A 16,189-nucleotide genomic window follows, 5' to 3' on the forward strand; every position below is an offset into this window, starting at 1 on the left:
CTCTTTTCCTATTGCTGAGGTCGCCTATGGCTCGCGTTACCGTCGAAGATTGCGTCGAACAGATCGACAACCGTTTCAACCTCGTCCTGCTGGCCGCGCATCGCGCCCGCGCCATCTCGTCCGGTTCCGCCATCCTGGTCGACCGCGACAACGATAAGAACCCGGTCGTGTCGCTGCGCGAAATCGCCGACAAGGCCATCGAGCCGAGCGTCCTGACCGAAAGCCTGATCGCTTCGCTGCAACGCGTTGACGAGCGTACCGAGGCCGAGGAAGAGGCCGAAACCCTGGCCCTGCTGGCCGATCCGCAGCACCAGCAAATGTCGGAAAGCGAACTGATCCGCGCGCTGCAGTCCGATCGCGACGGTGGCCAGGAAGAGCGCTACTAGAACCCGGCGATAAAAAAGCCATATGGAAAAGGTCCGGATCGTCTCCGGGCCTTTTTTCGTGCTTGCCATAATCGCAAGTCATGCGACACTTTTTGTTTATAGTCTTAGGATTCAATCGACGCGATGTCCGCAGAAGGTGAACAGGCCAACATTCTGGAAACGCCCGGGACGGGTGAGGGCGGTGCTGTTTCGGCGGCAGACGTTGCTGCCCCTAAGGAGGCTGCAAAGCCGGCCGCGCGGCCGAAGTTCCTGCGCCAGGTTGAGCTGATCGACCGTGTCGCCGCGTATGATCCGACGGTCGACGAGGCCATGCTGAATCGGGCCTATGTCTACGCCATGCGGATGCATGGGGCGCAATTGCGGGCTTCGGGCGATCCGTATTTTGCCCATCCGATTGAGGTGGCGGGGATTCTGACCGACTACAAGCTGGACGCGGCCACGATCGCGACGGCGTTGCTGCACGATACCATCGAGGACACGCCGGCGACGCGCGAGGAGATCGCGGCCAAGTTCAGCGACGAGATCGCCAACATGGTCGAAGGGGTCACCAAGCTGACCCAACTGGAACTGCAGTCGGAATATACCAAGCAGTCGGAAAACCTGCGTAAATTCATTCTGGCGATTTCCCGTGATATCCGTGTGTTGCTGGTTAAACTGGCTGACCGGCTGCACAATATGCGGACGCTGCAGTATGTGAAGCCGGAAAAGCGTGAGCGGATTTCGCGCGAGACCCTGGAAGTGTACGCGCCGCTGGCCCGGTCGATCGGCTGTAACCGGTTCGCGACTGAGCTGGAGGACCTGGCGTTTTCCCACATCAATCCGAAGGCCCATGCCGCCATTGTGCGGCGGCTGGAGGAGATGCGGACCGAGAAGGGCGATGCGATTCGCGCCATTGCCAAGGATGTCGCCGCCAAGCTGGAAAAACAGGGCATGTTCGCCCGGGTATCCGGCCGGGAAAAGTCGCCCTATTCGATCTGGAAGAAGCTGCAGCGCAAGTCGATGGGCTTTTCGCAGCTTTCAGACATCTTCGCGTTCCGCGTGGTGGTGAACAGCGCCGACGATTGTTATCGCGGTTTGGGCATCATCCATCGCGCCTGGCCGATCGTTCAGGATAGGTTCAAGGATTTCATTTCGACGCCGAAGAGCAATAACTACAAGTCGCTGCATACGACGGTTGTGGGTCACAAGGGCCTGCGCATCGAGCTGCAGATCCGGACCGAGGAGATGGACCGGGTGGCCGAAGAGGGCGTCGCGGCCCATTGGGGTTATAAGAACCAGAGCTACGGCTTCGATGAAGAAGCAGCGACGGCCAATGGCGGTCGCAATCCGATCGCGGCCTTGCGCGACATCGTCAGCATCGTGGAGAGCGGCGGCGATTCGGAAGACTGGGTCGAGCACGCCAAGATGGAGATGTTCACCGACCAGGTGTTCGTCTTCTCGCCCAAGGGTAAGTTGGTTTCGCTGCCGCGTGGCGCGATGCCGCTGGATTTTGCCTTTGCGGTGCATACCGAGATCGGTGAAAAGGCGATCGGCGCCATCATCAATGGTGAGCACCGGCCGTTGCGGACGGTGCTGCAGAATGGCGATCAGGTGGAAATCCTGACGGGCCAGGAAGCACGGGTGACGCAGGACTGGTTCTCGCTGACAGTGACCGGCAAGGCGCGGTCGGCGATCCGCCGGCATATCCGGCAGAGGGAGCGCGACGATTTCATCACGGTCGGGCGTACGGCGGTGGAGCGTGCGGCGGCCCAGGTCGATAAACGGCTGAACGATATCAGCTGGCGGCCGGCGTTCGAACGTTTCCATGTGACCAGCGAGGATGAGCTGTTCGAGCTGTGCGGACGGGGGAAGATTTTCCCGGCGAAGATTCTTGAGGCGATTTTTCCGGGATTGAAGCTACCGCTACTGCTGTCCGCGGATACTCTGACGCGAGTCAAGGACGGAGAGGGCGGGTTGGCCTTCGTGCGGGGATCGGCGCTGCGGGCTTCGCAGACGGTGATCTTTTCGGGATGCTGCCATCCGGTTCCGGGCGATCGCATTATCGGCATTGTCGAAGGTGAAGATGTCCATGTCCATTCGATCGACTGTGAGCGTCTCGAAGCTCTGGACGATGACAAGGATGCCTGGATTGATCTGCACTGGACGCTGAACGCTGAAAAGAACACCTTAAGTGTGACGCGTATCCGTGTGAATATGCAGAACAAACCCGGCGCCTTGGGACAGGCCTGCACGTTGATCGGTGAGGCGCGTGGCAATATCGTCAAGATCGATATCAAGCCCAATGCGGTGGACTTCCTGGATATCGATTTCGATATCGAGGTGATGGATGCGCGTCACATCACCAATATCTCGGCGGCTTTGCGGACGTCGCCGATGATTGAGAGCGTGGATCGCGTTCGGGGTTAGCGCTGTCAACGAATGGGGTTTGGGGCTTGAGGCCCCAAGACTTCCTTTTTCTTTCCTCGACCTCGCCCTCAAAGGGGAGAAGGTCAAGGAAAGAAAGAAGAAAAGACGTGGGGTCGCTGACCCCACACCCCATAAGTTTACAGGGCTATCCGAAAGCGCTACAGCACCTCGACCCTTAGCGAGACTCACATGACTTCCGAAGACGTAATCAACGAATTCCGCGCCGCCAACGCCCTGCGCGAGGGCCATTTCGTCCTGTCCAGCGGGCTGCATTCTCCGATGTTCCTGCAAAAGAACCTGGTCTTTATGCACGCCGATCGCTGCGAGCGTCTCTGCAAAGCGCTGGCCGAGAAGATAACGGCGCAAGTCGGCCCGGTCGATGTGGTCATTTCGCCGGCCGTCGGTGGCATCATCCCCGGCTACGAAACGGCACGCCACCTGAAGGTCGCTTCGCTTTATGTTGAACGCGAAGGCGGCGAGTTCAAGCTCCGCCGCGGCTTCAGCATCGAACCTGGCGACAAGGTGGTCATGGTGGAGGATATCGTCACCACGGGCCTGTCGTCGCGCGAATGTATTGAAGCCATCCGCAAGGCCGGCGGGGATGTCGTTGCCGCGGCCTGTATCGTCGATCGTTCCGGCGGCGAAGCCGATGTCGGCGTGCCGCTGATCGCTTTGGCCTCGCTGAAAATTCCGGCCTATCCCGCCGACAACCTGCCGCCGGAACTGGCCGACATTCCGGTCCAGGATCCCGGTTCGCGCCGCCTGGCCAAGGTCTAGCCCCATGCGCGAGCGGATCCGCCTGGGGCTGAATGTCGATCACGTCGCCACGGTGCGCAATGCCCGTGGCGGCCATGCACCCGATCCGATCCGGGCCTCGCGTCTGGCGCTGCAGGCTGGGGTCGACGGCATCACAGCGCACCTGCGCGAAGACCGCCGTCATATCGTCGACAAAGATGTCTGGGCGATCAAGGAGGTCTGCGATACCTTCGGCAAGCCGCTGAACTTCGAAATGGCCGTGACCGATGAAATGGTCGCCATGGCACTGAAGCTGAAACCCCACGCCGCCTGCCTGGTGCCGGAACGGCGTCAGGAACGCACCACCGAGGGCGGGCTGGACGTCGCAGGCCAGATCGATCATGTCGGTGAGGCCGTACGCCTGTTCAACAAGGCCGGTATCCGCGCCTCGCTGTTCATCGCCGCCGATCCGGTCCAGGTGGCCGCCGCCGCCCAGGTCCAGGCGCCGGTCATCGAATTCCATACCGGCGCCCTGTGTGATGCCTTTCGCGAGCAGGAACGCGTTACATTCGACAATGAATTGAAGCGGTTGCAGGCCGCGGTTGCCCAGGCGCATGAATTGGGGATCGAGGTCCATGCCGGCCATGGTATCGACTTTGACACTGTGCCGTTCATCGCCAATATCGCCCATGTCCGCGAACTCAATATCGGCCACTTCCTGATCGGTGAAGCCATCTTCATCGGGCTTGAAGCCGCCGTAGCGAAGATGCGCGGGCTGATGGACGACGCCGTCAGGAGCCTGGGATGATCCTGGGGATCGGCGTGGATCTGGTCGATGCCCGGCGTATTGAAGCGTCGGTGACCCGGTTCGAGCGCCGGTTCCTCGATCGCATCTTTACGGCCGACGAACAGAAACACGCGTTCGCCGCTGCCCGGCCGCACCTGAGCTTTGCCAAGCGCTTCGCCGCCAAGGAAGCCGTGGCCAAGGCGCTGGGGACAGGCGTGCGGGGGTTCCTGTTCATCGATATCGAGGTGACGTCGGATGCCCTGGGTAAGCCGCATGTCCTTCTGCATGGCGGCGCGGCGGAGCGGCTTCGCGCGATCGTGCCCGATGGCAGGACGGCCCATGTTCATCTGTCGCTAAGCGATGAGGACCCCTATGCCAGCGCCTATGCGATCATAGAGGCCGTTTGAAACATGTCGATTTTGTCACCCGTGTATCCAACAAAATACAGCCTTGCGCTTGCCATATTCTGTGGTTAGGTCACTATCAACCAAACCAGGGCCGAAGAACTTGGACGTCCCTGACCACCACATCTACGGCAGGGTCACCCCTGCCGTAACTCATGAAGGACCAGGGGCAAATCCTTATGAATAAAGACGAAAACATCACGCCGGAGCCGGCGGATCAGCCGATTGCCGCCGCCGCGGCCGTGAAGGACGCCCCGCCGCAGGTCGATGCGGCCACGGCCCAGGACAGCGAAGCCGAGGTGGAAATGGCGCAGATCGAGCCGCGTTCGGCGAAGGATATCGCGCTTGCCGAGATCAAAGAGATCGGCACCGTGGTCGGCGTTGCCGTCCTGTTGGTGCTGTTCCTGCGCACCCTGTTCTTCCAGCCCTTCACCATCCCGTCGGCGTCGATGGAGCCCAACCTGTACCAGGGCGACTACATCATCGTGTCGAAGTGGGATTACGGCTATTCCAAGCATTCGATCCAGTTCTCGCCGCCGCTGTTCAACGGACGCATCTTCGGCCGTGACCCGAAGCGTGGCGACATCGTCGTCTTCAAGCTGCCTGTCGACAACAAGACGGACTATATCAAGCGCGTGATCGGCCTGCCGGGCGATACGATTCAGGTCAAGGACGACCAGCTCTATGTGAACGGCGCGGCGGTCCCGACCTCCAACCTGGGCACGGTCGCCGGAACCGAACCCAGTGTAGACGGGGCATTCCGCGGCGCGACGGCGACCCTGCAGCGCGAGGAGCTGCCCGGCGCGCGCAGCCAAAGCCATATGATGCAGGATTTCGTCCGTGATGGCTCGGTCGACAATACCGACGTCTACACCGTGCCCGAAGGCCACTATTTCATGATGGGCGACAACCGCGACAACTCGCTGGATAGCCGCTATCCCAAGGGCTACGGCGTTGGTTTTGTGCCGGCGGAAAACGTTGAAGGTCGCGCCGTCCTTGTCCTGATGTCGTGGAAGGAAGGCTCGTCGCTGTGGAAGCCGTGGACGTGGCTGAACTTTAACTGGGACCGGTTCTTCAAGTCCTTGCACTGATTATGAGAGGGGCCTTCGGGCTCCTTTCTTTTTGGGCCAACCTAAGCTAAAGCGTGCCGGATGAGCGCGCGTTTGCAAAATACCCGTCATGTCGCCATCGAAGCCGTCCAGGACAAGCTGGGCTACCGGTTCAGCGACAAGCAACTGCTGGAGGTGGCATTGACCCACGCCAGCGTTGCCGAAGGTGCGCGCCGAATCGCCGATAACGAACGGCTGGAATTCCTGGGTGACCGGGTGTTGGGCCTGATGATCGCCGAAGCCTTGATGAACAATTTCCCGGAGGCGGAGGAAGGTGAATTGTCGCGCCGCTTCCACGCCCTGGTGTCGCGGGAAGCCTGCGCCGACGTTGCCCGCCAGTTAGGCCTGGGCGAGGCGGTACGGCTGGCGGCCGGTGAGACCAAGAGCGGTGGGCGCAGCAATCCGACCATTCTCGGTGATGCCTGCGAAGCCGTGATGGCAGCTGTTTACGTCGACGGCGGATATGACGCGGTCGTCAAGAGTTTCGCGCCGCTGTGGAGCCAGTTGCTGCTGGACAGCGGCAATGCCTCGCGCAGCAATCCCAAATCCTTCCTGCAGGAATGGGCGGTGGCCAATGCCAAGAAGCCGCCGGCTTACAACCTGATCGAACGGCGTGGCCCCGACCACGCGCCCGTCTTCACCATGGAGGTCGTCATCGACGGCCTGCAACCGCAATCCGCCACCGGCAAGTCTCGGCAGGAAGCCGAAAAGACTGCCGCCTTGGCGCTAATCGAACGAGAACAACTGAATTGACCGAACATTCCACACGTTGCGGCTTTGTCGCTATCATCGGCGCGCCCAATGCCGGCAAATCGACCCTGGTCAACCAGTTGGTCGGCACCAAGGTATCGATCGTCACCCAGAAGGTGCAGACGACGCGCTTTCCGGTACGCGGCATTGCCTTGGATGACGAGGTCCAGATGGTGCTTGTCGACACGCCGGGCATCTTCAAGCCCCGCCGGCGCCTGGATCGCGCTATGGTGGCTTCGGCCTGGGGCGGGGCCGAGGATGCTGACTGCGTGGTGTTGCTGGTCGATGCGGCCGCGCAACTGGCCGTCAAGGGCGGTGGCGAGGTCAAGGCCACCGGCGCGGATCACAAGGCCGTCGAAGACGTCAACATGATCATTGATGGCCTGAAAGCCGCCGATCGCAAGGCGATCTTGGCGCTGAACAAGATCGACCTGATGAAGAGCGAGAACCTGCTGGCCATTGCGGACGATCTGTACAAGACCGGCGTGGTCGAGGATGTGCTGATGATCTCGGCCGAAAAGGGCCACGGCGTCAAGGATCTGAAGAAGCTGCTGTCCAAGCGGATGCCGGAAAGTCCATGGCTCTATCCGGAAGACCAGGCCGCCGACGCACCGGTGCGTATCCTGGCGGCGGAGATCACGCGCGAAAAGCTGTTCCTGCGTGTGCATGAGGAGCTACCCTATGCTGCGGCCGTGGTGACGACGGAGTTCGTCGACAAGCCGGACGGTTCGGTGCGGATGGAGCAGACCATCTTCGTCGAACGCGACGGCCAGCGCGCCATCGTCTTGGGCAAGGGCGGCCAGACCCTGAAATGGATCGGTCAGAAGTCGCGAGAAGAACTGGCCAAGCTGCTGGACCGGCCGGTTCACCTGTTCCTGACGGTCAAGGTCGACGAAAAATGGAGCGACGACCGTGCGCTCTACGCCCAGTTCGGGCTTGATTACAATTCTTAAGTTTACCGGGTAAATGACGGAATTTGAAGACGAAGCGATCGTTCTGAGTGCCAAGTCGCACGGCGAAAGCGGTGCCATTGTTCATGTCCTGACGCAGAGCCAGGGTGTCTATGCCGCCCATGTCGCCGGCGGGGCTTCGCGGCGGATGAGAGCCGCGCTGCAGCCCGGGGCGGGTGTGCTTTTCCGGTTTCGCGCCCGTCATGCCGAGCAGTTGGGCGCGGCCTCGGTCGAATCGTCAGGTGCGGGACCGGATGTACTGGACGATCCTGTCGCGCTTTTGGGGCTGCAATGCGCCTGCCTGATGACGCGTCAGGTCTTGCCTGAGCGCGAACCCCATGCCGGCGCCTATTACGCCCTGTCGGCCTTGTTGGGCGCCTTTGCGATTCCGGAGATCTGGCCGGCCATCTATGTGCGCTACGAGGCCGGGTTGCTGGAAGAACTGGGCTATGGCCTGGACTTGAGCGCCTGTGCGGTCAGTGGATCGCGCGATGATCTGGTCTATGTCAGCCCCAAATCGGCTCGGGCCGTCAGCCGCGGCGCCGGTGAAGCCTATAGGGATAAATTGTTGGTTTTGCCGCAGTTTCTGCTGTCGAGCCAGGGGGGACTGCGCGATGGCGACATCGCCCGGGGCCTGACCCTGACCGGGTTTTTCCTGGAGCGGCATGTCTTTCACCCGCACAACAAACCCTTGCCGGATGTGCGTCTGCGCCTCGCCGAAGCGCTTGCCGACTCAGCGCAAGCTAAGTAGGTTCCGCAAACGATTGAACAGCTTAAGCCTTTTGGTAACGCCTGTATGTCATAACGGGGTTATAGAGCGTGAGAGTGCATGACCGTCTATAGCGAACAGGAATTGTTAGCCGCCAACGTCAATCCGGCCACTGGACTGGCGACGGACTATCTCAACCTGTTCAACGAAGCCATCATGCTGTTCGAAATGGGGCTCGACATGCCGGACATGGCCGAGGAGCTGGCCGACTGGCACAAGCGCGACTATGTGCACCATTTCGAGAATTCCGGATTTGAGATGAAGGACGTCGTGATCTGGGCCTATCGTCATGCCCCGGCTGACATCCGGTGCGCTTTCGATGAGTGCTGCGAGAAGGCGCTGGTCAGCTTCGATTCGTCGATCAATATCCTTCTGAGCTCAAATCTGGATGACGAGGCGGCCCGGGCCGACCTGGCCGAGCGTTTGCGTGACATGAAGGGGCTTGTAGTCGAGATGGATTCGCATATCCACGGCCGTGCCGAGCGCATCGAGACCAACCTGCAGAACGAAGTCGACGCCCTGTTCTGATTGCTGACAAATTTTGGCAGCAGGTCCATGCTAAGCCTCCGTCACAAGGAGGAACTTGCCATGACCATCATCGTTTCCTGTCATTGCGGCAGCAGCCGTATCCGGTTGTCGAGCGCGCCTGATACCGCCAAGTCGTGCAACTGCACCCTCTGTTCGCGGGTTGGCGCCCTGCGCAGCTATTTCGCGCCGGAAGAGGTCGAGGTCCTGACAGCCGAACACGATACCGTTTATACGGCCAGCGGGATGAACCTGCACCACTTTTGCGGCAAGTGCGGCAACCACCTCTATGCCGATACGCCGGACTGGGCGTCGGCCTATAACAATGACGGCACGCCCAAGGAGGGCACGGTGCCGGGCCAGATGCCGGCCAAGCGGACCTGGGGCGTCAATATGCGTCTGGCCGAGGATTTCGACCTCGCCAGCCTGACGGTGATCGAGGTCGACGGACGCAACAGTTGGTAACTCCGTGACTCCCTTGTATTCCTTTCGTTCCCGTTCTAATGACGGGCTATGAGTGACGTAGTGATTCCTGACGCCGGCGGCCGGATTGTCGACGAGCCCATGAGTGATGCGCTGTCCAAGCGCTACCTGGCCTATGCCCTGTCCACCATCATGCACCGGGCGTTGCCCGACGTCCGCGACGGGTTGAAGCCTGTCCACCGTCGCGTGCTCTACGCCATGAGCAATATGCGCCTCAATCCCGAAGCCGCCGCGCGTAAATGCGCCAAGGTGGTCGGGGAGGTCATGGGTAACTTCCACCCGCACGGCGACCAGGCCATCTATGACGCCCTGGTCCGCATGGCGCAGAACTTCGCCCAGCGCTACGAACTTGTCGAAGGCCAGGGCAATTTCGGCAATATCGACGGCGATAACGCCGCCGCCATGCGTTACACCGAATGCCGGTTGACGGCGGCGGCCATGCTGCTGCTGGACGGGATCAACGAGGATGCCGTCGATTTCCGCGCCACCTATGACGACCAGGACCAGGAGCCGGTCGTGCTGCCGGGCGGATATCCCAACCTGTTGGCCAACGGCGCCATCGGGATTGCGGTGGGCATGGCCACCTCCGTGCCGCCGCACAATGTCGTCGAACTTGTCGATGCCTGCCGCAAGCTGCTGCAGAACCACGCCGTCACGACAGCCGAATTGATGGAGTTCATCCCCGGGCCGGATTTCCCGACCGGCGGGGTCTGTGTCGAGACGCGCAAGGGCATCCAGGACGCCTACGAGACCGGCCGTGGTTCCGTGCGGGTACGTTCGCGTTATGAGGTTGAGGATGCCGGCCGCGGCCAGTGGCGCATCATTGTCCGCGAGATCCCTTACCAGGTCCAGAAGTCGCGTCTGATCGAACAACTGGCCGACCTGATCGAGGCTAAGAAGGCGCCGCTGCTGGGTGATGTCCGCGACGAGTCGGACGAGAATATCCGCCTGGTGCTGGAACCCAAGTCGCGTAACATCGAGCCCGAAGTGCTGATGGAGAGCCTGTTCAAGATCTCCGATCTGGAAACGCGCTTCGCCATCAATATGAACGTGCTGGACGGCACGGGTACGCCGCGGGTGCTGGGGCTGCGCGCCTGTCTGATCGCCTGGCTGGATCACCGCCGCGTGGTTTTGCTGCGCATGTCGAACTGGCGGCTGGAGAAGATCGAGAAGCGGCTCCATCTGCTCGACGGTTTGATGATCGCCTTCCTGAACCTGGATGAGGTGATCCGCATCGTCCGTGAGGAGGAAAAGCCGAAGGACGTCCTGATGTCCCGGTTTGCCCTGTCCGACGTACAGGCCGACTACATCCTGGACACACGGCTGCGGCAACTGGCGCGGCTGGAAGAAATGGTCATCCAGGACGAGCACAAGAAGCTTGCCGAGGAGCGGGAAGGGCTGCTGGCCCTGCTGGGCAGCGAGAAACTGCAGTGGAAGCGCATCGATCAGCAACTGGTCGAGGTGCGCAAGAAGCTGCCGTCGCCGCGCCGCACCACCTTCGCTGATGCGCCGGTGGGTATCGAGGTCGCGGCCATCGAATCCTATATGCCGAAGGAAGCCATTACGGTCATCCTGTCGAAGCGCGGCTGGATTCGCGCCGCCAAGGGCAAGGTCGAGGATCCGTCCGAACTGAAGTTCAAGGAAGGCGATGAGCTCAGCTTCTTGGTGCCGGGCTACAATACCGACAAGTTCCTCATCCTGACGACGGACGGCCGTTTCCTCACCCTGTCGGGCGACAAGCTGCCGTCAGCGCGTGGTCATGGTGAGCCGCTGCGGCTGATGCTAGATATCGAAGAATCGGCCAAGATCGTCACGGTGTTCCCGTACGCCGCAGGCGCCAAGCGGGTCATGGTGGCGAAGAACGGCTATGGCTTCGTGATGAACGAGGAAGATGCTCTCGCCAACAAGCGGGCCGGCAAGCAGACCATGACGGTTGATGGCACCGAGGCTTTGGCGGCTTTGCCGGTCAATGGTGATCTCATCTGCGTGCTGGGTGAGAACAATAAGGTCCTGGTCTATCCGGTTGCGGAGCTGCCGGAAATGGCGCGCGGCAAGGGAGTCAAGCTGCAGGCCTATAAGGACGGTGGCGTGAAGGACATCGCCGTCTACGACTCGAACGGTTCGCCGCAATGGTTCGACGGTTCGGGTAAGGCGCGTGATTTCAAGGACATCAAGGATTACATCGGGCGCCGCGCGACTGCGGGCAAGATGGCGCCGCGCGGATTGCGCAAACTGCGGCTTTAATAGACGGCGCCCCTGGCACCGTCGCAACGCGAAGGAGGCAAGGGGATGCGGGTTTTGGAGGGGCTGGATGTCCGGCGATTGACCGTGGTGTCGGGGCTAGGCCTGGGGCAACTTATTGCTTTTGGGACCTCGCTTTACCTGCTGACCGCCCTGTCTGCGCCCATCGTCGCCGATACCGGCTGGCCGTTGGAATGGGTCGTTGGCGGCTATTCCCTGGGCATACTCGTTTCCGCTGCCGTTTCTGTGGTCGTCGGGCGCTATGTCGGCGCCGGATGGGGCCACCGGGTGTTGGCATTTTCCTCTCTGGTGTTCGCGACCGGCCTGGCTGTTGTGGCTGCGGCGCCGAACCTGTGGGTCTATGTTGCCGGCTGGTGTCTGATGGGCGTCGCCATGGCCATGGGGCTGTATGATGTCGCCTTCGGGACCGCCGGGCGGTTGTTCGGCCAGTCGGCGCGGGCCTCGATCATCCAGATCGCCCTGTGGGGCGGGTTTGCTTCCACCGTGTTCTGGCCGATGAGCCATGCCCTCGAAGGTGCGGTCGGGTGGCGTTGGACCTTGGCGGTGTTCGCCGGCATCCATCTGGCGGTCAACCTGCCGGTTTATCTGTTCGTCATTCCCAAACCTGCCGACGCCACCGCCGTGGGGGAGGTCCGCCATTTGCCGCCCGTGAGGCCCCACGGGCTGGAGGTGCCGATCTATCTGGCGCTTGGGTTGGTTATTACCCTTGAAATGGCGCTGGTTGCCGTGATGTCGGTCTATATGCACACTCTGTTGAGTAGCCGCGGGCTGACGCTGGAAGTCGCGGTCGGTTTGAGCGTCCTGGTCGGGCCGTCGCAGGTTGTGGCGCGGTTGACCGAACTGACCATCGGGCGGCGGTGGCCGGCTTATCTGTCGCTGTGTCTCGGTGTCGTTGGCGTGACGATCGGACTGGTTCTGATTTCCCTGGGGGCGATGTTCAGTGCGCCGGCCCTGGTAATCTATGGCGCCGGGTTGGGGGTTGTGTCGGTAACGTCGGGGACTGTGCCGCTACTGGTGTTCGGGCCGGAGCGTTATCCGCCGCTGATGGGGCGTTTGCGCAGAGTGTCGCTGGTGTTCCAGGCTTTGGCGCCGGCCGGGGCGGCCTGGGTCCTAACCGGGTACGGCGCAGGGATTTTGTTGTACGGGTTACTGGTTACAGCCGTGGTGTGCCTGATGGCGGCGGTTCTGCTGGCGCGGTGGAGTCACAGGGTCGTGGTCGCGCGGTCTGGGTCATGAGCTCGTGTTTTGGCGCGACAGAGTTTCGAAAGAGGACTTGTTAAGCCCTTCGGACATGGTAGATTTCCGCCGCCGCCGCGTTTCGGGCGGGTGTGATGTCACCCATGCGCCCGACGGCCGACGCCTGGGCACTCCTGCAGGAGCCTGACCCATGACCACTATCCTGACCGTCGATCCCGAACTGCTGGTGCCCAGCTATTACTTTACCGACCAGGACGAGGTGGTTTCAACCACGCTGAGCGACGGAAGCTACGTGCTGGTGTGGAAGTCCTCGACCCAGGAAGGCGGCAATGGCGCGGTTTATGCCCAGCGCTTTGACGCCAGCGGCCACAAGGTGGGCGGCGAGTTCAAGATCAACACCTATGCGACGAGCCTCCAAAGCCAGCCTTCCGTCACCGCGACCCTGGACGGCGGGTTTGTCGTGACCTGGAGCAGTTACGGCCAGGACGGCAGCTACTATGGCATCTACGGACAGAAATATACCTATGCCGGTGTCGCCAGCGGCGGCGAATTCCATGTCAGTACCTTCACCGACAATGATCAAATGGACAGCCATGTCACCGCACTGGCCGGCGGCGGTTTCCTGGTTGTGTGGACGAGTGTCGGCCAGGACGATCCGGTGGACGAGCCTATCGGAGAGGGCGTGTATGCCCAGCGTTACACGGCCTCCGGCTTGGCCAACGGCGCCGAGTTCCGGGTGAACACGGTCGGGGAATCCGAACAGAACCTGCCGGTTTCTCTCGGTCTGGCGGACGGAGGTTTCATTGTCGCGTGGAGCGCCTATTCGATCACGGATGCGACGGGCTGGAACGTGGTCATGAAGCGCTACAATGTCGCGGGTACGGCCATTACGGGCGAAATCATCGTGAATTCGACGACGGCGGGAACCCAGCTGGCTCCGGCCATTTCGGCACTGGAGGACGGCGGATTTGTCGTCGCATGGAGTGGCGCTGATGGATTGGGGTATCACGACGTCTTTGCCCAGCGCTACGATGCCGACGGCGTGGCGGCGGGCGCGGAAATCCATATCAACACCACCGTGGCCGGCACGCAAAGCGCGGCCCAGGTGACGGGACTGAGCGACGGCGGCTTCGTCGTTACCTGGATGAGTTCTCCGGCCGGCGATTTCATGGCCGACGTCTATACCCAGCGGTTCGACGCTGAGGGCAATGCCATCGGCATCGAAACCCGCGTCAACACTTACACGGTCAATACCCAGGAGCTTCCCACCGTCACAGCCCTGGCGGACGGCGGCTATACCGTGGCCTGGAGCAGCTTCGGCCAGGATGGCAGCGGCGACGGCGTCTATCAGCGCACCTTCCGCGTGGCGACCAGTCTGGCGGGTGCGCAAACCCTCTACGGTTCTGTCGACAATGACATCCTGGATGGTGGCAGTGGCGCCGACAAGATGTATGGCGGGCTGGGCGACGATACCTATTATGTCAACAGCGCGTCCGACGTGGTCTCCGAACGTAGCGGGCAAGGGACCGATACGGTGATCTCGTCGCTGTCGTTCAACCTGAATTCGATCGCTTTTGTCGAAAATCTGGTGCTGACCGGTTTCAGCGACATTACCGGCAGTGGCAACGCGCAGAACAACGTCATTGTCGGCAATGCCGGCTGGAATACGATCAATGCCGGCAACGGCAATGACCAGGTGTACGGCGAAGGCGGCAATGACGAGTTGATCGGCCTGTTCGGCGACGATTCGCTGTACGGTGGCGCCGGTAATGACGAGTTGTCCGGCTATGACGATAACGACCATCTGGACGGCGGCGACGGCAACGACATCATCGACGGTGGCAATGGTGACGACTTTGCCGCGGGCGGTGAAGGCGGCGACCTGTTCTACCTGTCGATGGGCAATGACCATGTCGATGGCGGCGGGGGCGGCGACTACGTCAGCGCCAGCGCCTTCAGCTGGGCCAATATCAACCTGAACGAAGGCTGGGCGATGGCCTCGACCGGCGACGTTACCGAACTGCTTGACATTGAAAATGCGATCGGCTCCGCCGGCAATGACTCGATTACTGGCAGCAGCGGCGCCAATCTGCTGATCGGCGGCGGCGGGGCGGACAAGCTGAACGGTGGAAGCGGGAACGACACCTATGTCGTCGATGGCGATGACGTCATCACCGAAGCCACCGACGGCGGGATAGACCTGGTGCGCTCCTCGGTCAATTTCGTGATGACCGGGATCGCGGTGGAGAACCTGAAGCTGCTGGACGGGGCGGTCAGCGGCACGGGCAACAACGGCAACAACACCATCCTGGGCAATAATGGTAACAACCTGCTGAATGGCGGGATCGGCGCCGACGTGCTGGAGGGCGGAGCTGGCTTCGACACCTATGTGGTCGATAATGCCGGCGATATTGCCCGCGAATATACCCTTGGCGGCGGGCACGACCTGGTCCAGTCCAGCGTTACCTTCACGCTGGGGACCTATATCGAGGATCTGCAACTGACCGGCAGCGCGGCGATCAACGGCACCGGCAATGAATCGGACAACTACATCATCGGCAACAGCGCGGCGAATGTCCTGACCGGCGGGCTGGGCGCCGACACCTATATCATCCAGAATACGGACGACAATGTCGTGGAGACCGATGCCAACGCGTCCTATGACGTCCTGTATTCTTTCGTTACGTACACGCTTTCAGGCCGTTCTATTGAAGTGGGTTGGCTGCAGGGCAGCGACAATATAAATCTAACCGGCAATGGCAGCGCCAACTCCCTGATTGGGAACATCGGAAATAATCTGCTGTCCGGGGCGGGGGGGCATGACTATCTTGACGGCGATGCCGGCGCCGATACCATGGATGGCGGATCGGGCAACGATACCTTCATTGTCGACAGTAGCGGCGACTCGGTCGTCGAGGCCTCCGGGGGCGGCACCGATATCGTCTATTCGAACGCGACTTTCAGTCTGAATGGACTGAATGTCGAAAACCTGGTTCTGACCGGAAGCAACAATATCAATGGCACGGGCGGCAGCGGGAACAACATAATCACCGGCAATTACGGCCTGAATACGCTGAACGGCGGTGGCGGTAATGACGTCCTGACCGGTGGGGCGCTGGCGGATATCTTCCTGTTCCAGGCCGGGTTCAAGCTGGATACCATCATGGACTTCAACTCCGCCGAGGGCGACAAGATCCAACTTAGCGGATTGGGCAGCTATACGGTGACACAGTCGGGGACGGACGTCCTGGTCGATTTCGGCAGCGGCAATGTCATCACGGTGATCACGGATGCGGCGGCCAATGTGAGTGCGAACATCATAGCTTAACCGCACGTAGCGGTCGGGACGGCGCACATAGACGCCGTCCGTATGGCCTGTAGATGGATACAAGAAACGACGCTTCAGAAGCTCATGTGTCGAGTGAG

General features: G+C 61.1%; 14 protein-coding genes. All 14 read left to right on the top strand.

Features of this window, described 5'->3' with window-relative positions; all coding sequences use genetic code 11:
* Nucleotides 1–26 precede the first annotated feature (26 nt).
* The 14 genes from rpoZ to ABAC460_RS36545 all read left to right on the top strand — a co-directional run bounded on the left by rpoZ (nucleotide 27) and on the right by ABAC460_RS36545 (nucleotide 16,091).
* On the top strand, nucleotides 27–386 hold the full coding sequence (rpoZ, locus tag ABAC460_RS36480; RefSeq protein ID WP_023453659.1) for a DNA-directed RNA polymerase subunit omega: 360 nt from the start codon (nucleotides 27–29) through the stop codon (nucleotides 384–386).
* Between the two features lie 123 nt (nucleotides 387–509).
* Nucleotides 510–2,792 (top strand): RelA/SpoT family protein, encoded by a 2,283-nt coding sequence (locus ABAC460_RS36485; RefSeq protein ID WP_023453660.1) that lies wholly within the window; start codon nucleotides 510–512, stop codon nucleotides 2,790–2,792.
* 189 nt (nucleotides 2,793–2,981) lie between these two features.
* Nucleotides 2,982–3,569, top strand: a complete 588-nt coding sequence (gene pyrE, locus ABAC460_RS36490; RefSeq protein ID WP_023453661.1) for an orotate phosphoribosyltransferase — start codon at nucleotides 2,982–2,984, stop codon at nucleotides 3,567–3,569.
* Between the two features lie 4 nt (nucleotides 3,570–3,573).
* Nucleotides 3,574–4,335, top strand: a complete 762-nt coding sequence (locus tag ABAC460_RS36495) for a pyridoxine 5'-phosphate synthase (RefSeq protein WP_023453662.1) — start codon at nucleotides 3,574–3,576, stop codon at nucleotides 4,333–4,335.
* A complete protein-coding gene (acpS, locus tag ABAC460_RS36500) occupies nucleotides 4,332–4,721 on the top strand; it encodes a holo-ACP synthase (RefSeq protein WP_023453663.1) in 390 nt (129 codons plus the stop codon). Before ABAC460_RS36495 ends, acpS begins: the two co-directional genes overlap by 4 nt.
* Nucleotides 4,722–4,897: 176 nt before the next feature.
* The gene (gene lepB / locus ABAC460_RS36505; protein ID WP_031236809.1) at nucleotides 4,898–5,809 is read left to right on the top strand and encodes a signal peptidase I; all 912 of its coding nucleotides are present in this window, start codon (nucleotides 4,898–4,900) and stop codon (nucleotides 5,807–5,809) included.
* Nucleotides 5,810–5,869: 60 nt separating this feature from the next.
* Nucleotides 5,870–6,580, top strand: a complete 711-nt coding sequence (gene rnc, locus ABAC460_RS36510; RefSeq protein ID WP_023453665.1) for a ribonuclease III — start codon at nucleotides 5,870–5,872, stop codon at nucleotides 6,578–6,580.
* On the top strand, nucleotides 6,577–7,530 hold the full coding sequence (gene era, locus ABAC460_RS36515; protein WP_023453666.1) for a GTPase Era: 954 nt from the start codon (nucleotides 6,577–6,579) through the stop codon (nucleotides 7,528–7,530). The genes rnc and era overlap by 4 nt, the downstream gene beginning before the upstream one ends.
* Before the next feature lie 13 nt (nucleotides 7,531–7,543).
* Entirely contained in the window at nucleotides 7,544–8,278 is a 735-nt protein-coding gene (gene recO, locus ABAC460_RS36520) for a DNA repair protein RecO (protein WP_023453667.1), read from the top strand.
* A 78-nt stretch (nucleotides 8,279–8,356) separates the two neighbouring features.
* Nucleotides 8,357–8,824, top strand: coding sequence for a hypothetical protein (locus ABAC460_RS36525; RefSeq protein WP_023453668.1), 468 nt, complete (start codon nucleotides 8,357–8,359; stop codon nucleotides 8,822–8,824).
* Nucleotides 8,825–8,884: 60 nt separating this feature from the next.
* Nucleotides 8,885–9,286, top strand: a complete 402-nt coding sequence (locus tag ABAC460_RS36530; protein ID WP_023453669.1) for a GFA family protein — start codon at nucleotides 8,885–8,887, stop codon at nucleotides 9,284–9,286.
* Nucleotides 9,287–9,334: 48 nt separating this feature from the next.
* Nucleotides 9,335–11,548: a DNA topoisomerase IV subunit A gene (gene parC, locus ABAC460_RS36535; protein WP_031236810.1), complete on the top strand. Its 2,214-nt coding sequence runs from the start codon at nucleotides 9,335–9,337 to the stop codon at nucleotides 11,546–11,548.
* A gap of 45 nt (nucleotides 11,549–11,593) precedes the next feature.
* A complete protein-coding gene (locus ABAC460_RS36540; protein WP_023453671.1) occupies nucleotides 11,594–12,802 on the top strand; it encodes an MFS transporter in 1,209 nt (402 codons plus the stop codon).
* A 151-nt stretch (nucleotides 12,803–12,953) separates the two neighbouring features.
* Nucleotides 12,954–16,091 carry a calcium-binding protein gene (locus ABAC460_RS36545; RefSeq protein ID WP_023453672.1) on the top strand — a complete coding sequence of 1,046 codons (3,138 nt, stop codon included), beginning with the start codon at nucleotides 12,954–12,956 and terminating at the stop codon, nucleotides 16,089–16,091.
* Nucleotides 16,092–16,189: the final 98 nt, after the last annotated feature.

Origin of the sequence: Asticcacaulis sp. AC460 (assembly GCF_000495795.1) — a bacterium.
In the GTDB taxonomy this organism is placed as follows: Bacteria; Pseudomonadota; Alphaproteobacteria; order Caulobacterales; family Caulobacteraceae; genus Asticcacaulis.